Raw genomic sequence first — 18,162 nt, 5'->3', positions numbered from 1 at the left:
CTCCTCCTTGTCTATATAGCACCTTAATTTGTGCCATTTGATTATGTTTCATTCTTTGTCCATGCGAATCCGAAGCAAACCAATAAATACGAATCGTACCGCGACTCGGGAGTAGAATAAGCGCCATATATTAGGACAGTTTATAGAGGACATTACTGACAAAGGAGGCGCTTTGCTTGGAGAGCTCATTCGAGCAATCTTTTTTGCCGATAACCACTTTTGCTAGTGGAGAAGGTCTTGCTTATCGGCCTGATATTTATTGCTATCCCATTCAAATCGTCAATGTGTGTTTTATAGGCGATCCGAATAAAAAACAAGACGGCTGGTTTCTCGTAGATGCCGGCATGCCTAGATCGGCGAAAAAAATTATAAAAGAGGCAGAGGAACGTTTTGACTGTCCGCCTAAAGCCATTATTTTGACGCATGGGCATTTTGATCATGTTGGTGCGATCATTGAGCTAATTGAGCGCTGGAGCGTTCCCGTATACGCACATAAGCTGGAGCTTCCTTACTTGACCGGTGAAGCTGACTATCCTCCCGCAGACCCCTCGGTTCATGGCGGGCTCATTTCGGAGATGTCCTCCTACTTCCCCCATGACGGCATTAATCTGGATGACCGCGTAAAGGCGCTGCCTGATAAAGGGGTTGTGCCGGGGCTCCCCGATTGGAAATACATCCATACGCCCGGTCACACGCCCGGCCATATCTCGCTCTTTCGCGAGGAGGACGGCACTTTAATTGCCGGAGACGCATTTGTGACGGTTAAGCAGGAATCGCTTTATAAAGTGATGACGCAGGAGCAGGAAATTAGCGGTCCGCCAAAATATTTTACGACAGACTGGATAGCCGCTGAGAAATCCGTAAAGAAGCTGGCTGATCTCAATCCCAATTTAGCTATTACCGGGCACGGGGAACCGATGTTTGGCGAGTCGCTCAAAGATAATTTATCGCTGCTTGCGAAAAAATTCAAAGAGATCGCCGTACCTGAGCATGGCCGTTATGTGCAGTGAAAATAAAAGCGGCATCCAACAAATAAAACCCCTGCCTTGGGTGGCAGGGGTTCTACGCGTTTCCCATTCAGCTTTAATGAAAGCCTTCGTCAAGTACGCTCGCGGTCACGGCTTCTTAAGCCCATCAATCCAAACAAGCCGAGTAAGCCAAGCCAGCTCCAATTAATCGGTTTTTTTGTTGCCGTAGCTGTTGTGCGGTACTGGTTGTCTCGTATGTTGGAATGGTCGTTAACATCGAGTGCGCGTGTCGTATTATCGACACCTCTATCGATATCGTATCGCATACCAGCATCAGGCACGGAATTGCCCATGCCTTTATTGCTGTAATTCTCCACTGCACCAGACTTCATGTTATCTGCAAAAGCGGGTACAGCCATTACGAATGTTAAGCATGCAACTACAGCAAAAACCGTCCAAAACTTCTTCATGTACTCGTCCCCTTTGTCTTATTATTTCGTGCATTTTATTTTGTCTCAAGCTCAAAAAATCTATGCGAGCAATGGGAATCAATTTTATGCGTATTCCATTAAACTTCCATAATTTGAATACATAATCGAAAAAATGAGTACTTTTTTGCAAAAGTTTACAATGCTATTCTTTGGGAGGGGATGATGATCGTATGAAGAGGAGTGGATAAACAGTCTGACGAAAATTGCAAACGCTTTCAGATAAGCGGCTAACGACGATGCTTATGACTTCGATGTACAAAAAACGAGGAGGCGTGATGATTTTGAAAAAAAGTTTGCTTCTCATGCTTTGCAGTACGCTTTTGCTTGGCTTATTGTTTTCGGTATCGAGGCCAACTGTTGCTAATGCGGCATTTGGATCGGGAGATTTTCTGAAAACAAGCGGCACTGTGCTTAAAAATAATTGGGGAGCCGGCTCCGTCATTAATCTGCGGGGAACGAATCTCGGCGGTTGGCTGCTGCAGGAGGATTGGATGACGCCTGCTGGCGCTGTCGATGAATACACGATTCGGCGGACACTCATTAACCGGTTCGGTGAAGCGGACGCTCAAACGTTGATTAACGGCTACCAAGACACATGGATTCAAGCAAACGACCTTGATATGATTAAAAATATGGGCATGAACGTCGTCCGCGTCCCTCTCTACTGGGAGGACTTTATGTATACGAACGGGACGATGAAGCCGGATTCGATTACGTTCCGCAAGCTGGACTGGATTATTACGCAGGCTGGCAACCGCAACCTTTACGTCATTTTAGACCTCCATGGAGCTCCAGGCGCGGCATGCCCTTGGCATTCCTGCGGCCAAGAAAACTCGAACCAAATGTGGACAAACGCCACGTATCAGAACTGGACCGTTCAAATTTGGGAGCGGCTTGCAACCCGTTATAACAATAACCCGACCGTCGCCGCCTATGACCTGCTTAACGAGCCGCTCGTCACGATGGGAGCGGGCGAGAACGCGGCTCAAATCAAGCAAAAGATGGATTTCTTCAATAGGCTGTACCAAGCCGTTCGCGCTAAGGACCCTAACCATGTCATCATCATCGCAGCCTTCTTCGACTGGTTTGCTGCCTCCCCTCCTTCTGCTTATGGCTGGAGCAATGTCATGTATCAAACCCATCATTATCAATTCACCGATTATAACGACTGGAATTTGACCAACTCCGAAATCGATAGATGGCTCAAAGATATGGCGCTTTACCAAAAAAACTGGAATGTTCCGGTTTATGCAGGCGAATTCTCTTTTGGGCAAAATGATTTATACGAAAAATGGCTGAACGGTCTCAATAGCTTAAACGCCTCATGGACGAATTGGAGCTATAAGGTCAAGGGCGGAGGCAACTGGGGTTATTACATCAATAACAACAACCCTGCGCCAAACTTAAACAGCGATAGCGCAGCCACCATCGCAGCCAAATGGAATCAGTTCGCAACCGCCAATTTCACCTCGAATACCGTCTTTCAAAATTTAGTGAAAAAATATACGGGCGCGGCGCCTGTTGCTGCAACATGGTCCAGCCTCAAAGCGAATGCAAACAGCACTTTTGTGAGCGCGGATAACGCCGGACTTAATCCCTTGATCGCCAATCGGACGACTGCCGGAGATTGGGAACGGTTTAAGGTCATCAATAACGCAGACGGCACGATCTCCCTGCTCTCGCTCACCAACCTTAAATATGTTCAAGCCGATCTTAACAACGGCGGCCGCTTGATCGCGAATGCCTCGTTCATTGGAACATGGGAGAAGTTTTATAGGCAGGATTTAGGCAACGGCCTTGTGGCGCTGAAATCTGCTGCAAATAATCTCTTCGTATGTGCGGATTTGAACAATGGCAATGTACTGTACGCGAACCGTACTGCGGTAGGCGGCGCTTGGGAGCAGTTTATTATCGCTTCGGCTCCCTGAGCAGCGAATAGAGGCAATAATTACCGCTCCTTTCATTTCAACAAACCGACAAACATTTTTAATCTTGGGTTAAGGTTCGCTTTTTATAATAAGAGACATCAACCCCACTGTTGATATATAGTTCTAGGACACCGGCCCACAGCGATGTGGGCCATTTTTTTGTCTTCCTCCCCTGCTGCGCCACATTAATTGGAACCATACAACCCATAAAAACGTTATAACCGAATATACTGTCTGGAAGTGGCTGCTTACGAAGAAGGTTTTGCCGAGCAAAACCTAAGCTTTAGGAGGCGATTAACGATGGAAACATTCGGCAGAGGCTGTCTGTACATTATTTTTGGTGTCATTATCGTAATGGCACTGGCATTTATTGTTGGAGGCACGATTACTATCCCTTGGTACATTCTCATTCCCCTTGTCATACTCGCTTTCTGGGCCGCATCCAAAAAAGGTAAATGAATGGCATAAGCCATGCAGCGCAACATAAACCGGCATTCCCGCAGCTCGCGGCAGGATGCCGGTTACGTTGTGCCCAGTGCTTTTAAATAAACGGTTTCATAGGTGGAGGTTAAACCTTGAGCATACATAATGAAGAAGATATCATTCGGCTAGTGCGTGAAGACAAATGGATGATGGAGGTATTAAGCGCCGCCAAAATGCTGCAATTGCCGGATTGGTGGGTATGCGCAGGCTTCATCCGCTCAAAAATTTGGGACGTGCTGCATGGCTATCCGCAGCGGACAGCCACACCGGACGTAGATGTCATTTATTTCGATGCCAGCAATTTGGATGAAGCTGTCGAGAAGAAGCTTGAAGCCGAGCTTCGAGCCTTGAATCCGACTGTCCCTTGGTCCGTTAAAAACGAGGCAAGAATGCATCTCATCGACCATGCGCTGCCTTATACATCCTCCGTTGATGCTATCTCCAAATTTCCAGAGACCGCTACAGCGCTCGGACTTACGCTTAATCATCATTATAATGTTGTACTGGCCGCCCCTTGCGGAATCGACGATGTCATTCATATGGAGGTCAAGCCGACTCCCTTTTTTGCTGGCTCGAATGAGAAGATGAAGCACTACGAGTCGCGTATAGCGAACAAGAACTGGCAGCAAATTTGGCCGCTGGTAAGGATTGTTGAGCCGGAGCGGTCTAATAGATTCGAGTAATCCGTACAAAAACCAAGCCAGCGGCTGCCCGCTGGCTTTATTTTACGCTAAGCTTATGACTCTTCTTACGTAAGCAAAATAATACGCGCTGCCGGGTCCCAGCTTGCGGCAAGCCCAAGCTCTGCTGCCAGAGCGCGAACCTGAACATAACCCGTCGCTTCGGACAAAATGGATTCTAGCTCTTTGCCATTTACGGTTACATGCGTTCCCGTCCAACTAATCTTCGCGCCAAGCGCTTCGCCAAGCGCCCTTGCAGGCACCCAAGTCACCCCGTTAAGCAGGTAACCATCCGATATAACCTTGTCCTTGTATTCAACATCAACATGCTCAGCATCCTTGAGCTTCTCCGGCTTTGGCTCCTGCTGAAGGCTTAAAGCATCATATTTTTTCAAATTATACTGCGTAATAATAGATTTTAGTTTAGCTGGATATGCGGGATCGGTTGCATAGCCGCATGCGAACAGCATGTCAGCCTGCTGCTCCGGCGTTACAGCACGGCGAACGCGCTCATACCTCGGAGTTGCCAGCAGCAAATCCAAATCCTTATAAAAATCATACACGCTGTCATAGGCTCGAAACGCGGCTTTTGTTTTTGAGCTGCGCCCATCGACAACTTCCCAGGTTCCTTTTACTACCGCTTTGCCATGCCAATATGCGTTCGTCTGCCCGCTGCCAACCTTTATTCCGCCTAAATTATTCCAAGAATGAATGACGCCTCCTGTTTCAAGAAGATTTTGCGCTAATCGAACGGATGGAAACATTGGTGATCCTTCTCGCTTAACCCGCAATACAATCGGCGCTAATGTCTCGATAAATTGTTCTTTTGTCAGCTTTGCCATCTCCTGACCCCCTTCTGCCTACGTGGCACGCCTCGTTACCCTGTCCTTATCTTTGTATGCGGCGGATGCGGCAATTGCAATGGACAAAGCGGTACGATTGTAGCAAGCAAAAGCAAAGGCCGCCATGCAGAATCTTTCATTCTGCATGGCAGCCCTAATTTAAACGACTAGAGTCCGTAAAACCGCCGCGTATTGGCAAGCAATATTTCCGCGGCCTGTAAAGCGGGCAGCTGCTTAATCTGAGCGATATGCTTAGCTGCATCGGCAGCCATCGCTGGGCGTGTCGGCTGGCCGGCATAAGGCCCTTCGAACGGCCACGGTCCGTCCGTTTCAACCATGAGCTGCTCCACCCGATACTGCGCGACAAGGCGCTGAATCTCTTCCTCGTACGCAACGTCCGGCGTAATCGAGACCATGTAGCCGCTGGCAGCCATCCGGCGAACGACGTCCTCACTGCCCTTGAACCAGTGAAAGTGCGCCCTGCGTACGCCGTGCTTCTCTAATAAGTCGCAAGCTTTGTCCGCATCCTCATATACCGCATGCAGCACAATCGGACGATCGAGCTCACCGGCAAGTGCAGCGAAGCGCTCAAGCAGCTCCAAATACGGCTTTTCGTCAAATGGCAAACCCGCTTGCGATGCTTCTAACCGCGTATAATACGGCAATCCAACCTCGCCGATCGCAAATCTCTCACCCGCCGCATGGCGAAGCCGAATCCACGCGAACAGCTCATCCAGCTCCGCTTCGGGTGGAAGCGGCTGCTCCGGATGAAAGCCGTAGGCCGGATGCACCCGTCCGTCAAAGCGATTCGCGATTTCACGGTTCACCACCGAGGATTGCAAATGCATCGAGACGGCAACCACCGCTGCAACGCCTTCCGCGAAGGCGTCCTCCAGCAGCGAATCCCGCTCCTCCTCCGCATATAAATCGAGATGGAGATGTGCGTCTATGCATGCCCCTGCGGTCCATGCAGTCTTTAAAGCCGATTGCTCCTCACGCTCGTTCCAACCAAATGCTGCAGCCACCTGTTAGCTCCCCTCCTTCGCGCCAACCTTAAGCAGCTCATAAATACGCTGCTTCAACGTATTGAACAGCGGATCTGTCCATAATGCTTCATGGCGCGGACGCTCAAACGGTACCTGAAATTCCTCGAGCACTACGGCAGGCGAAGCGGACAGCACGATAATCCGATCGGACAAATACAAGGCTTCTTCGATGCTATGCGTAACGAGCAGCACCGATCTGCGGTTATGCTCCCAGATCGACATGAGCCACTGCTGCATTTGCTGCCGCGTCAAAGCATCCAAGGCGCCAAACGGCTCATCGAGCAGCATCAGATTCTGCGGCGCAAGCAAAGCCCGAAGAAAGGAAACTCGCTGCTGCATGCCGCCGGACAACACATGCGGATAGGAATTCGCATATTCATGCAGCCCAATCCGCTCCAGCCACTCTTTTGTTTTCTCCTTCGCCGATTTTCGGTCAACGCCTGAGATCGTAAGCGACAGCTCAATGTTGCCGGCAACGGTTTGCCAAGGGAGCAGTGAAGATTGCTGCGGCATATATGAAATATGTCCCCGCTCGCCGGTCGTTTGCTTGCCGTCGATCCATATCTCGCCTTCCGATGGCCGCTCAAGGCCGCCAATCACTTGAAACAAGGTCGTTTTTCCGCTGCCAGAGGGTCCTATAATGGAGACGAATTCCCCATCCGCTACGGAAAACGATAAGCCCGCCAGCACCTCTTTGCTCGAGGCGCCTTGCCCAAATCGCTTGCGGATGCCCTGCACCTGCAACGTCGCCTGCAGATTCTCATTTATATTGCTCATTCGCTACCTCACCTCTTTCTTAGGGCGCCAACGAATGACAAGACGCTCCGCCAAAGTGACTAGACCAAATAACGTCAGGCTAAGCGCAACGATAATGATGACCGCCGCGAACACGCGATCGGGCATAAAACCTTTGGACGAAATGAGCATAAACGAGCCCAGTCCTTTATTCGTACCGAGCCATTCGGCTACAACCGCGCTGAGCACGCTGTAGGAGGCCGCGATTTTTAATCCGGAAAACAGATGGACAATGGCGTGCGGCAGCTCCAATCGCCAAAATAGCTGCCACTTGCGAATCCCGATCATTTGCAAATAGTTGCGCAGCTGCGCGTCGGTGTTCATTAAGCCGCCCAGCATCGCAACCGTTATTGGGAAAAAACATACCATAATGACAAGCAGCGCCTTCGGCAGCAAACCCCAGCCGAGCAGCATCGTCAAAATAGGCGCAATCGCTATAATGGGTACGTTTTGCGTCAAAACGAGCAAAGGGTATACCGCCGTACGTACGCCGGGAATTAAATGCAGCAAAGCGGCGAGCACGAAGCCCACCGCCGATCCCCCCACGAAGCCGATTAGCGTAAGCTGCACCGTCGCTTCTGTATGCATCATTAGCCTTGGCCAAATATCGATTGCTTCTTGAACGATTGAGATAGGAGACGGAATCAGCCACTCTTGGAACAACCCAAGCGCGGTTGCTGCCTGCCAGCAAGCAATTAGCGCGATAAGCACTGCTGATGGCGGCCAGGTTTGGGACCAAAGCGTTCTCTTATTGCCCATCTGGATATTTCTCGAGCAGCCTGCCCATCGAGGCGCCATTAGCCGGATTGTAGTAAATTTTGATTTGTGAAATGACAGATGGACAGCCCATCTCCGTCATCGCTTCGCTCATCGACTGCACTACGCCAAGCAGATGGCTGAGCTCGCCCTCCATCGTCGTTTCAAGCGGCGCTACGCGGTACGGTACACCCGCTGCTTTGATGATCTCGATTGCCCGGTCCACGTAAGGGATAACACTCTCGCCACCCGGCGTAGTCGGCAGGATTTGAATGCTTACTAATGCGTTTGCCATTAGAATTCCTTCTTTCTCATCGATGTTGGCGCAAGGCGGCAGATGCTGCCGCCTCCCTATGTTCCTTTATTCCGGCAAAAATTCGTTCGTAAAGGCTTTGTCCGCTTCAAGCTCTTTCTCCAGCAGCTTGTGCTCGAACATCCAGCTCGCGTAATTTTCCCATACGCTAAGCTTTTGCTCGCCCCAACGCGGCGCGTCGTCCTGATATTTCGGGCTTAGCCATTTTTGGCTTGCGCGCACGAGATCCGCGTTCAAATCCGGCTCCGCTTTAATCAAAATCTCTGCCGCATCCTCCGGATTGCCGATCGCGTATTGGTAACCTTTTGCCGCCGCAGCCGTGAATGCCTTAACAAGCTCCGGCTTCTCTTTAATCATCTTCTCGCTTGTCGTCAGCACCGGCGTATAATAATCCAGTTTGTCGCTGTAATCGGTCAAATAAACCATGTTGATTTTTTCGCCGCGAAGCTCTGCTTCCACACCTGTCCAAGCATAATAAATCCATGCAAAATCAATATCGCGCTTAACCGCCGTGAAGAAATCGCTGTCGCCGATGCTGATCAGGTTTACTTTGCTGACATCCGCGCCCTTCTCCTGCATTAGCGATTGAATGACCGCCTCCTCGACAGGAGCGCCCCAGCCGCCATAGGTTTTGCCTTCGAATTTCTCCGGCGAGTCAATGCCTTTCGCAACCGGAGAGGCGAAGCCTGAAGTGTTATGCTGAATGACCGCTGCAATCGACACGAGCGGAACGCCTGCGATCCGAGCCATGGTAATCGATTCTTGATAGCTTACGCCGAACTGCACATTGCCCGAGGCTACCATTTGATCGGCGCCGCTTTGGCCAGGCTGAATAATTTCAACGTCAAGCCCCTGCTCCTTGAAAAAACCTTTATCTCTTGCTACATAAAGTCCGGTATGATTCGTGTTAGGCGTCCAGTCCAGTACAACCTGCACCTTCTCCAGCGGCTTGTCCGCTGCTCCCTCTTGCTCTTGCGGCGGCTTGCTCGCTTCCGGCGCGTTGTTGTTTGTGCCGCAGCCTGCCAGCGCCATGACGAATACGAGCATAGCCGCTACTATTCTCCATGATTGGCGACCCGTTTTCTTCTGATTCATGATGTGTTTGTTCCCCTCTCACTGCTTCTATTTGTGTAAAATGACGAGTCCGCATCAGTGTCCGGTTGGCAACAATTAAAAAAAGCGTCCCCCTAATCCGGAGGACGCCATGTGATTGGCTGTGCAGCTGTTTGAAGCAGCAAAGGCTTGATCGCTAAGATCAGGCTTGCTGAATAAACAGAGCTTCTGTCCCTACGCTGGCATTATCCAGATCAGGTTTAACGGGTCGGAATTGTACAGATAATTCCCTCTCAGCCGGCCTAACCAGCTCCCCGGAACATATTCGGTTCGTCAATACTTTCAATTGTATAGCAAAACCCAATCATAATGCTACTCTTTTTTTGAAAATGATTATCATCAAGCCTGCAAACCCTTCGTCTTCCGGCATAGCGCCACCACATACATAGGCTCGGCACTCTTAAGCAAATGAAGCGGGATCAGCTCATCCGGCGTCCAAGCTCGCTTATGCTCCTTGCCCCGGCCCGGCGCGATGCCGTTCGTCTGCCGCAGCCAGCGCATTGCCGGAAACAGGGAATCATCGAACGCATTTTGCCCATACACAGCCTCGACCGCGTAGTGCTGGACAAGCTCGCCGATCAGCTCTGCCGTGCGGTACTCAAAGCGATGATGCTCGTTAAAAGGCCGCTCCTCAAAATAAATATGCGTGTTCGTCACGGTGCGGTTCGGCGTCGATACGATAAACAATCCGCCAGCCTTTAGCACCCTAGCCGTCTCCTTAATAAAGTCCGCTCCCGAAGCGACATGCTCGATCGTCTCGAAGGAGACAACCGCATCGAAGGCTTCATCCTCAAAGGGCAGCCGCAGCACATCGCCCTTCACAAACGACACGCCGCCGCTGCCATAGTCCCGCTCCGCAAGCTCAAGCGACACACGGTCAACGTCAATGCCTATCACCTCGGCAGCACCCGCCTGCTTCAGCATCGCGCTTCCGTAACCTGCTCCGCATGCGGCATCCAGAACGCGCAGTCCCTTTACCCGCGTACCGGCAAATTCATAACGTCTCATATGCTCATGATAAACGCTGTTGTAGCTTTGCTTAACCGCCTGATTCACAACCAGCCGCTCGCCGGTAAACTGTACGTCGTTTTGCTCTTTTAATAGCTCCTGCCGCTCTGGTGAAGGCATTTCCCGCTTCATTGCCTTGAGGGCTGCTGCCGGTTCAATCTTCTGCACGTTAACGTCTTCCAGCGATTTACCCTCCCTGTCATGGACGCGCCCTGGCTCGGCCGGTGTTACAACTGCCTCTGGCTCCTGCTCCTGAACGGAAGATGCAACACGGCCGTATACGAGCAGATATGCGGCAGTAAGCTCATCTGAAATCATTTCGTTCGTTACTTGTTCCAGCAGCCTGATATAGTCAAGGTGCTCCTGCGGTTTATGCTCCGCGAGCGTCACCTTCACATAAGCAAAGCCTGACTGCGTGAACAGCTGATTGACCTGCTGCTTCGTATACTGAATGGCGGCTTGGCGCTGCGCCTTCACATTTGTTGGGTCTAGATATTGCCTAATATTTTCAAAATAATAACGATTCGCGAAGCAGCCGATGATCCAGCCTCCCGGCCTTAACAGGCTGACCAGCCGCTTCATGGACTGCGGCGTGCCATAGGCATGCGCATCTCCGATCAGAATCCCGTCCAGCCCTTCGTCGGGCAGTGTCCAGTCCTCCGGCTCGTTCGAGCGGAACACCGTAATTCCTGACGCCTCGGCAACTCTCGCCGCAAGCTCATTACGCTCGACGCCGTACCATTTGGCAGCTGGAAACTGCTTTAGCAAATGAAGGATCGTTGCCCCGCAGCCGCACCCGATTTCCAGGATGGAGCTGTCCTCGCGCCTGTATTCATGGGACTCCCGCTGTATGACGGTACTAAAATCCATTCGTATATACGTCGCCTCGCCTGGATCAAAGCCCCACTTTACTCTAAAAACATTTGCATTGTTATTGAAAGTTTGCCGGAAGAGCTCCGGCTCGGAGCTGAAGGAGACGCTGCCGAAATGATGGATGAACGTATCTCCGCATAGCAGCAGCCGGTAACCTGCCATCCGAAGCCGCAAGCAGTAGTCATCATCCTCAAAGTTCCCGATGCCGAAACACTCGTCAAACGGCCCGACCCGCTCCCAAGCCTCCCGCTTCATAAGCAGGCAGTAGCCAACCAGCTTCACGCGCTCCTCCCACCTCGTTTTGTCGGGAATCGCATGCAGCGCGGAAGCGAACAGCTCCATCTCCTCTATCGTTTTGTACGTGACCGGAATCGTCGTCCAGTATGACGCTGAGTTCGTTACCGGGCCTACCGCACCAATTCGCTCATCGCTGAGCAAGCAGCGCTTTAAGCCGTCAAGCCAGCCTGGCGTGACGATCGTATCGTTATTTAGCAACATAAGCAGCTCGCCGGAGGCTGCTGCGAGCCCTTGATTGCAGCCCTTCGGAAACCCTGCATTGCTGCCGTTGTCGATGACGATGATGTCGCTTTCGTTTGTTGCCCAATCCACCGTACCATCCGTCGATCCGTTATCTACAATAATCAGCTCATAGCAGCCTTTCTGCGTATGCCTGCGAATGCTCTCCACGCATTGCTTCGTGTAATCAAGCTTATTGTAGGTAACGAGAATAATGCTTGTCGTGCTCCTAATGGCATCGCTCACGCGTATCCCCCTCAAGCAAGCGTAAACGGCTTACGCAGTCCGTCGGCGGCAATGCTCGTATCGCGATGAAATATAAGCCGTTTCCTATGCTCATATTTCGATCTGTATCCATAAAATATGTCGGGGCTGCCGTTTCTGTGAGAAATGCCCTTCATCAATTGCCGCTACGCTGCCGCTTTATATTTTTTTCGTATGCCTACGATAAGCATAAGCAGCGGCAGCAAAACCTGAAATATCGGGGCAACCTTCAGCGTAATATCAAGGCCGATCCATATATGCATCGTATTATTTCTCTCCAAAAACGAAGCGGCGTAGATGATGATGCCAATCGGCATCACGCAATAGCGATAGGCAATGCCGGTTATGACGTTAAACGTGAATACCGAAGCCATATATAGCGCGGTCATTTTCACATAAAGCCCTATAAACAAGAGCAGCGTTACAATGACGTCAAGCCGCTCCAGAAAGTTGGCCAGCCTGATTAACTGCACAACCTCAAGCAGAGGCAGCGCCGTAAGCGCAGCTATCTCCGGTCCAAGAACGCAAATCGTGAGCGCATTCATAAAGATAAGAAACATCGAAACCCCTATAAAAGATAAATAGGAGACGCGTCCGATAATTTTTTTCTCGCTGACATGCTTCCAGAAAACGAAAAAAATAATCGTCTGCCCAAAGGGAAAAGACAATAAATCCGGAAATGCCGCCTTTACTACAGGCCCAATTCCATTCTCGAGGAGCGGAAACAGGTGCGAGATTTTCGGCAATTTGGCAATGAACAGAAATAAAATAATGCCCATGTAGCTAAGCGCTGCTATAGGAAACAACAGCTGTACGACGCGGACAAACACTTCAAGTCCCTTGCTTACGGTATAAGCTGCAGCGCTCAAAATGAGCAGCATGACAATCCACTTCGGCGTAAAAGAAAGCAGCGCCATCATCGTGAGCTCGCCGACATCCCTTACGTTGCGCATCGATTCGTACGCAAACCAGAGCGCGTGCATAAGGCCAACAAAGCCGCCGATCCATTTTCCAAAATGCATGATGTAAAGCTCGGCAAGCTCCGATTCGGGAGAGCGCTTCTGTATGCGGACATAAATAACTGTAAGCAGCAGGCCGGCTAACGCAGCCAGCGTCATCGCCATCCATGCGTCCTGCTTCGCCTTGATGCCAAGCTCGAACAATGGCGTGCTGCCGATCAAAAATACGATGATCAAAATTGAAAGCTGATTTTTCCCGATCTGCTGCATACGGTCTCCTTTCCGATTATGAGCTTCCCTTCTTCTTCTGCTCCTTCTTAAAGCCGCTTCCGCTCATGCCTGTCGATAGAAGCTTAACCTCTACCGCAATTTTCACTTCCGTGTTAGGGAAAATTTCCATCCAGTTCTCTCGCGACTTCGACCACTGCTTCGGATACCTTTCATGAATCACATTGCCGAAGCCCAGCACATCAGCCCGGTGCTTGCTGACGGCCTTCCAGCCTTTCTCCATAATCGAAGCAATCTCCCGTTCAATGAGCCGCTCGACCTGATCGACCTGCCGCGGCTTCGCAAGCTCGCCCGCGCAGTTGTATTCCATCAGCGTCCCTTCCGAGCTCACATTCACATGCATGATCCACTTGCCGTTTGACAGCTCTGGACGCAGCTTGGTTTTTGCATGCGTAATCCGGATAGTCGAGTTCTTCTGTCCTTCCCCATCCGCCGCGCATGCAAAGGGGATCGTCGCTTTTTTCACATGATCTGCAAGCCACATCACGCCTTGGCTTTCTTCATTGTTAATCCAGCCTACCAGCTTGTCGCCTGCAATCAATCCCAAATCATATAACCTGACCTTAGACGGCGTGTTGGTGCGCGAGAGCTTTCCAACCGTATCCATGCTCTCGGTAGTCCCTGCCACGACCAATCCCGGCAGTCCTGTAGCATGGGTGGTGCCCAGCAAGTCCATCATCACTTGATGCACCGTCATTTGACGGAAGATCGAGCTGTTCAGCTCCTCGTTTGTGATCATGCGCTGAATGGCTGAAGCAGGTATTTTCTCAAGCGGAATGAGCTGCTCGAGCATTCGGCGCGCGCTCCCCTTCGACAAGTACACACTCACCGTCTCGCGGGAATCATGATTGCGAAGATACGTGTCGAGCAGCGGCCCCAGCCCCTTGCGGGCAGCTTCCTGCCCAATAATGATGATTTGAGTATGCGAGAAGTACAGGCGACGCGACGTTTCCTGGCTCGCTTTGCTGACTGCGCTGCGGAAGCTCTCGCCCTTCGTGGAAAACACGTTTACCGACGCCGAGTTGCTTGAAGCGCTCTGGCTGGAAATGGCTTGCGGAATGACAACCTGATACGTCAGCACCCAGTTCCCGTCCTTCCAATCCACTCCGGTTGCGGAAATTACGGCAATATCATTGAGCTCTACCCGATTCCAGCAGCCGGCAGCCAGCAAGCACACAATCAGCGGCAGCAGCAGCTTCCATTTAGTCATTGCCGTTCCTCCCTTTCTTTACGGCTTGCCGGAGTGTCGCTGTGCCGGCGGTTTTTTTCCGTTCGGGCGCCGCTTCGGATTGCGCAGGTTCAAATCAAGAGGCCGAAGCACAATTGCCCACCAGGGCAGCCTCACGAACACGTCTCTCCATATCCCTTGCTTGGTTGGCCCTGGCGCGATCGGAGACATGTACGGCACCCCGAAAGAGCGCAGCGATGCGAGATGGATAAGCATAATCAGCACGGATATGAATATGCCGAAGAAGCCGAAAATGCCTGCCATAATCATGAAGGCGAACCGGATAATGCGTGAGGTTGCCGCCATATTGAACTCAGGCATAACGAAATTGGAAATAGCCGTGAAGGATACCACGATAACCATACCCGCCGATACGATGCCTGCTTGCACGGCAGACTGGCCGAGCACGAGAGCGCCAACGATTGAGATCGCCGGGCCGATTGCCCGCGGCATCCGAAGTCCCGCCTCGCGCAGTACCTCGAACGTAACCTCCATGAGAAGCGCCTCGAGCAAGCCTGGAAACGGAATGCCTTCCCGCTGCGCCGCTAGACTAATAAGCAGCGTAGTCGGAAGCATCTCCTGATGATAGGTCGTCACTGCGATATATAGGGCAGGCAGCAGAATCGAAATCACATACGCGCCATAACGGATCATGCGTACGAACGTCGCAATATCGTATCTCTGGTAATAATCCTCAGGCGACTGGAAAAAGGTAAAAAAAGTCGTTGGCGCCATCAACGCCATCGGCGATCCGTCGACCATGACCACCACTCTGCCTTCAAGCAGCGCGGCTGCAACCGTATCGGGACGCTCTGAATTCAGCAGCGTCGGAAAAAGCGTGAAGGTCTCGTCTTGAATAAACTCCTCAATATATCCGCTCTCCAGCACGCCGTCTATTTCGATTGCCGCCAGCCTGCGGTAAACCTCCTTAACGATTCCTTCATCCGCTACGCCGTGCAAATAGAGCACGCCCACGTTCGTATGCGTCTGACGGCCGATCTTATGCACCTGCACATGCAGGTCCGAAGAACGAATGATGCGCCGTATTAAACTGATATTCGTTCGAATGCTTTCGACAAAGCCATGCTGCGGCCCCCGAATAACCGTCTGGGTCTGCGGAATCGTAACGCTGCGCTGCTCGCCTCCGCCGACATCCGCAGTTAATGCCGCAGCGCTCCCGTCTGCCATAATGACGCATAGCCCGTCCGTCATATACTGGAGCGCTTGCTCCAACGAACGAATATCCTGTACCGATCCGATTGACACGATGCAGCTGCGAAGCGCCTCCAGCAGCTTGCCGCCCTTCACGAATACATGGTCCGGCAGCTTCATCGACATTAACGGCTCCATGACGCTTTCGTTAATCGTTTCCGAATCCACGATTCCATCCACATATATAATCGCGATTTCGCGATCGGGGGCCGCATCGCTGCGAAACATGCGGATCACAATATCCGAGCTTCCGCCGAACCGATCGCGGATCGTTTCCAGATTCGCATGCAGCGATGGACTAAACGGCGTTAACGTCTCTGCATTTTGTTTGTTCATAACGGCACCTTTCATTTCCATGTTGCTTCTATTTTGGCGCAATATGGATTTAAATATGTACGCCGCTATTTCAAACGTCACCTATCGCCAGAGGAACGTGCCAGTCTTTGTAAAAAACATCCACAAAAAACCACTAGTATAAGAACGAATGTTCTGTATATAATAAGAACAAACGTTCTTATCTTGGAGGGATACATCATGACATTAGAAAAATGGTTCAGCGTAATCGGTTGTGTCGTTGATGTGATTTATATGAGCAAAAAAGGCAAGTTTACGAAACGAAGAATTCGGGTCCTATCGGTGAGAAACGGCTACGTTAGAGCCTTTTGCATCGACTCGGGCGCACAGCGCGTCTTTCTTGCGGCAAATATATTAGCGGCAGAGCTGGTGAGCCGAAATGTCTCTTAATAAAGCCATCATGCTCGCGGATTGCCAATCGTTTTATGCGTCGGTGGAGAAGGCGGAGCATCCCGAGTACCGCGATTTGCCGGTTGTCGTGGCGGGCGATCCCGAACGCAGGTCCGGCATCATTCTCGCCGCCTGCCCGATCGCCAAGTCATTTGGAGTAACCACTGCGGAGAGACTCGGCGATTCGCTTGCGAAGTGTCCGAATTTGGTAATCATTAGACCGCGCATGCAGCTGTATATCGATATTTCCATGACTATTACGCGCATTTATCAGTCGTATACCGACCTCGTCGAGCCTTATTCGATCGATGAGCAGTTTCTCGATGTGACAGGCTCGCTGCATTTGTATGGGTCGGCGGAGGAGCTGGCGCATCATATCCAGACTCGCATTTTTGCGGAGCTTGGCATATACACCCGCTTTGGCATCGCGGAAAATAAAATTTTGGCGAAGACGGCCTGCGACAACTATGCAAAGAAAAACGAATCGGGCATTTACATCCTCTCGAAGGATAAGCTTCAAGATACGCTATGGACGCTGCCCACCGCCAAAATGTTCATGGTCGGCAGCCGTATGACGCGCCATTTTAATGCGATGGGGCTCGATACGATCGGCAAGCTAGCGGCAACGCCGCTGGATAAGCTGAAGCTGATGATGCGCCGCAAATTCGGCAAAAACTCCGACATTAACGCCGAGCTGTACTGGCGTATTGCCAACGGCATCGATGACAGCCCCGTTACGCCGGGAACGCATCAGGTTGCCCCGAAGGCGGTTGGGCATATGATGACGCTGCCCCGGGACTACGGCAAGCTGGAGGAAATCAAGGTTGTGCTGCTTGAGCTGACGGAGCTTGTGTGCCAGCGCTGCCGCGGCAAAGGCTATATGGGGCATGTCGTGTCTGTGGGATTGATGGGAGCCGACTATGACCGCCCGACCGGCTTTAGCCGCCAAATGAAAATGGACGATCCGACCAACGTCACCAACCAGGTTTACCGCGCCGCGGTGCAGCTGGTGCTGCGGCACTGGGACGGCTACCCCGTAAGAAAGGTCGGCATCAGCCTGTCGCAATTTTCGCAGGATGACGAGTACCAGCTCTCGCTGTTTGACCCAGACCGCGAGAAGACGATGGCGCTTGAGAGGGCGACGGATGCCTTGAAGAAGAAGTACGGGGACGCCGTTATTTTAAGAGCCGTATCCGTCTCTCCCGCTGGGCAAGCGCTGCATCGCTCGGAGAAGATCGGAGGACATTACAAATGAGAAAGAAACTTGAAGGCAACGGGCTTTGGGAGTCGAGCCGCATGATGCTGCCCGAGCACAAGGTCGCCATTAATGAGCATGAGAAATCACTCAGGCAGCGGGAGCGCGTAGAGCTTGACGAGCAGGAGTGGGAAAATGTAGCCCGCTTCGTGAACGAATCGCTGCAGCAGCGCCACTCCATCACGCTTCGCCTGTTCCATCCGCTGGAGGAGCTGACCGTCGTCGGCATCGTCGATCGGGTCGATCAGCTGAAAGGCCGCTTTATGGTCGATGGCGAATGGTTCTCGATTCGGGATATCGAGGGCGCCGCAGCCGAGGAATAATGTCTCTAAACCATTCATTCAAAACAAGGAGCTGCCAAGCGCGAAGGCTGGGCAGCTCCTTGTTCTATGTGACGATC

General features: G+C 51.6%; 18 protein-coding genes and 1 riboswitch. Of the genes, 7 read left to right on the top strand and 11 right to left on the bottom strand.

Annotated elements, in window-relative coordinates; translation table 11 throughout:
- Positions 1-176: 176 nt before the first annotated feature.
- Complete coding sequence (locus A7975_RS02670) at positions 177-1,010, top strand: MBL fold metallo-hydrolase (RefSeq protein WP_065384050.1); 834 nt, start codon at positions 177-179, stop codon at positions 1,008-1,010.
- A gap of 89 nt (positions 1,011-1,099) precedes the next feature.
- On the opposite strand, the gene A7975_RS33955 is transcribed toward A7975_RS02670, so the two are convergent.
- Entirely contained in the window at positions 1,100-1,438 is a 339-nt protein-coding gene (locus tag A7975_RS33955) for a WGxxGxxG family protein (protein WP_053375660.1), read from the bottom strand.
- A gap of 296 nt (positions 1,439-1,734) precedes the next feature.
- On the opposite strand from A7975_RS33955, the gene A7975_RS02660 reads away from it, so the two are divergent.
- The 3 genes from A7975_RS02660 (at position 1,735) to A7975_RS02655 (ending at position 4,553) form a co-directional block, all read left to right on the top strand.
- The gene (locus tag A7975_RS02660; protein WP_065384794.1) at positions 1,735-3,387 is read left to right on the top strand and encodes a glycoside hydrolase family 5 protein; all 1,653 of its coding nucleotides are present in this window, start codon (positions 1,735-1,737) and stop codon (positions 3,385-3,387) included.
- 300 nt (positions 3,388-3,687) lie between these two features.
- Positions 3,688-3,846, top strand: coding sequence for a hypothetical protein (locus tag A7975_RS33950; protein WP_176707657.1), 159 nt, complete (start codon positions 3,688-3,690; stop codon positions 3,844-3,846).
- 116 nt (positions 3,847-3,962) lie between these two features.
- Positions 3,963-4,553: a nucleotidyltransferase family protein gene (locus tag A7975_RS02655; protein WP_065384049.1), complete on the top strand. Its 591-nt coding sequence runs from the start codon at positions 3,963-3,965 to the stop codon at positions 4,551-4,553.
- A gap of 65 nt (positions 4,554-4,618) precedes the next feature.
- On the opposite strand, the gene A7975_RS02650 is transcribed toward A7975_RS02655, so the two are convergent.
- The 10 genes from A7975_RS02650 to A7975_RS02605 form a co-directional block, all read right to left on the bottom strand.
- Positions 4,619-5,392, bottom strand: a complete 774-nt coding sequence (locus A7975_RS02650) for a glucosaminidase domain-containing protein (RefSeq protein ID WP_065384048.1) — start codon at positions 5,390-5,392, stop codon at positions 4,619-4,621.
- Positions 5,393-5,559: 167 nt separating this feature from the next.
- Complete coding sequence (locus A7975_RS02645) at positions 5,560-6,417, bottom strand: TatD family hydrolase (RefSeq protein ID WP_369688898.1); 858 nt, start codon at positions 6,415-6,417, stop codon at positions 5,560-5,562.
- A 3-nt stretch (positions 6,418-6,420) separates the two neighbouring features.
- Complete coding sequence (locus tag A7975_RS02640) at positions 6,421-7,215, bottom strand: ABC transporter ATP-binding protein (protein WP_065384047.1); 795 nt, start codon at positions 7,213-7,215, stop codon at positions 6,421-6,423.
- Positions 7,216-7,218: 3 nt separating this feature from the next.
- Complete coding sequence (locus A7975_RS02635) at positions 7,219-7,992, bottom strand: ABC transporter permease (protein ID WP_065384046.1); 774 nt, start codon at positions 7,990-7,992, stop codon at positions 7,219-7,221.
- Positions 7,982-8,284: a thiamine-binding protein gene (locus A7975_RS02630; RefSeq protein WP_053375654.1), complete on the bottom strand. Its 303-nt coding sequence runs from the start codon at positions 8,282-8,284 to the stop codon at positions 7,982-7,984. Before A7975_RS02630 ends, A7975_RS02635 begins: the two co-directional genes overlap by 11 nt.
- Positions 8,285-8,350: 66 nt before the next feature.
- Positions 8,351-9,397 (bottom strand): ABC transporter substrate-binding protein, encoded by a 1,047-nt coding sequence (locus A7975_RS02625; RefSeq protein WP_231637505.1) that lies wholly within the window; start codon positions 9,395-9,397, stop codon positions 8,351-8,353.
- Between the two features lie 172 nt (positions 9,398-9,569).
- A riboswitch (TPP riboswitch) is annotated at positions 9,570-9,682 on the bottom strand.
- A 72-nt stretch (positions 9,683-9,754) separates the two neighbouring features.
- The gene (locus A7975_RS02620; protein ID WP_065384045.1) at positions 9,755-12,058 is read right to left on the bottom strand and encodes a methyltransferase domain-containing protein; all 2,304 of its coding nucleotides are present in this window, start codon (positions 12,056-12,058) and stop codon (positions 9,755-9,757) included.
- Positions 12,059-12,222: 164 nt separating this feature from the next.
- Positions 12,223-13,305 carry a GerAB/ArcD/ProY family transporter gene (locus A7975_RS02615; RefSeq protein WP_065384044.1) on the bottom strand — a complete coding sequence of 361 codons (1,083 nt, stop codon included), beginning with the start codon at positions 13,303-13,305 and terminating at the stop codon, positions 12,223-12,225.
- Between the two features lie 16 nt (positions 13,306-13,321).
- On the bottom strand, positions 13,322-14,533 hold the full coding sequence (locus A7975_RS02610) for a Ger(x)C family spore germination protein (protein WP_065384043.1): 1,212 nt from the start codon (positions 14,531-14,533) through the stop codon (positions 13,322-13,324).
- A gap of 18 nt (positions 14,534-14,551) precedes the next feature.
- Positions 14,552-16,114 carry a spore germination protein gene (locus A7975_RS02605; protein WP_065384042.1) on the bottom strand — a complete coding sequence of 521 codons (1,563 nt, stop codon included), beginning with the start codon at positions 16,112-16,114 and terminating at the stop codon, positions 14,552-14,554.
- Positions 16,115-16,297: 183 nt separating this feature from the next.
- On the opposite strand from A7975_RS02605, the gene A7975_RS02600 reads away from it, so the two are divergent.
- Genes A7975_RS02600 through A7975_RS02590 form a run of 3 tightly spaced genes read left to right on the top strand, consistent with a single transcriptional unit; the run spans position 16,298 to position 18,085 of the window.
- Entirely contained in the window at positions 16,298-16,507 is a 210-nt protein-coding gene (locus A7975_RS02600) for a hypothetical protein (RefSeq protein ID WP_053375649.1), read from the top strand.
- Positions 16,497-17,762, top strand: coding sequence for a DNA polymerase IV (locus A7975_RS02595; protein ID WP_065384041.1), 1,266 nt, complete (start codon positions 16,497-16,499; stop codon positions 17,760-17,762). Before A7975_RS02600 ends, A7975_RS02595 begins: the two co-directional genes overlap by 11 nt.
- Entirely contained in the window at positions 17,759-18,085 is a 327-nt protein-coding gene (locus A7975_RS02590) for a YolD-like family protein (RefSeq protein WP_053375647.1), read from the top strand. Before A7975_RS02595 ends, A7975_RS02590 begins: the two co-directional genes overlap by 4 nt.
- The last annotated feature ends 77 nt before the right edge of the window (positions 18,086-18,162 follow it).

This window comes from Bacillus sp. FJAT-26390 (genome assembly GCF_001682865.1).
GTDB lineage: Bacteria > Bacillota > Bacilli > Paenibacillales > Paenibacillaceae > Pristimantibacillus.
Note: the sequence above shows the minus strand (reverse complement) of the source record. Positions and strands in the feature narration are given on the sequence as shown.

Bases quoted from the DNA above. Each gene is read 5' to 3' on its own strand.
- A7975_RS02650 (WP_065384048.1), bottom strand. From the start codon at position 5,392: ATGGCAAAGCTGACAAAAGAACAATTTATCGAGACATTAGCGCCGATT.
- A7975_RS02600 (WP_053375649.1), top strand. From the start codon at position 16,298: ATGACATTAGAAAAATGGTTCAGCGTAATCGGTTGTGTCGTTGATGTG.
- A7975_RS02635 (WP_065384046.1), bottom strand. From the start codon at position 7,992: ATGGGCAATAAGAGAACGCTTTGGTCCCAAACCTGGCCGCCATCAGCA.
- A7975_RS02630 (WP_053375654.1), bottom strand. From the start codon at position 8,284: ATGGCAAACGCATTAGTAAGCATTCAAATCCTGCCGACTACGCCGGGT.
- A7975_RS33955 (WP_053375660.1), bottom strand. From the start codon at position 1,438: ATGAAGAAGTTTTGGACGGTTTTTGCTGTAGTTGCATGCTTAACATTC.
- A7975_RS33950 (WP_176707657.1), top strand. From the start codon at position 3,688: ATGGAAACATTCGGCAGAGGCTGTCTGTACATTATTTTTGGTGTCATT.
- A7975_RS02625 (WP_231637505.1), bottom strand. From the start codon at position 9,397: ATGAATCAGAAGAAAACGGGTCGCCAATCATGGAGAATAGTAGCGGCT.
- A7975_RS02660 (WP_065384794.1), top strand. From the start codon at position 1,735: ATGATTTTGAAAAAAAGTTTGCTTCTCATGCTTTGCAGTACGCTTTTG.
- A7975_RS02590 (WP_053375647.1), top strand. From the start codon at position 17,759: ATGAGAAAGAAACTTGAAGGCAACGGGCTTTGGGAGTCGAGCCGCATG.
- A7975_RS02615 (WP_065384044.1), bottom strand. From the start codon at position 13,305: ATGCAGCAGATCGGGAAAAATCAGCTTTCAATTTTGATCATCGTATTT.
- A7975_RS02605 (WP_065384042.1), bottom strand. From the start codon at position 16,114: ATGAAAGGTGCCGTTATGAACAAACAAAATGCAGAGACGTTAACGCCG.
- A7975_RS02595 (WP_065384041.1), top strand. From the start codon at position 16,497: ATGTCTCTTAATAAAGCCATCATGCTCGCGGATTGCCAATCGTTTTAT.
- A7975_RS02610 (WP_065384043.1), bottom strand. From the start codon at position 14,533: ATGACTAAATGGAAGCTGCTGCTGCCGCTGATTGTGTGCTTGCTGGCT.
- A7975_RS02640 (WP_065384047.1), bottom strand. From the start codon at position 7,215: ATGAGCAATATAAATGAGAATCTGCAGGCGACGTTGCAGGTGCAGGGC.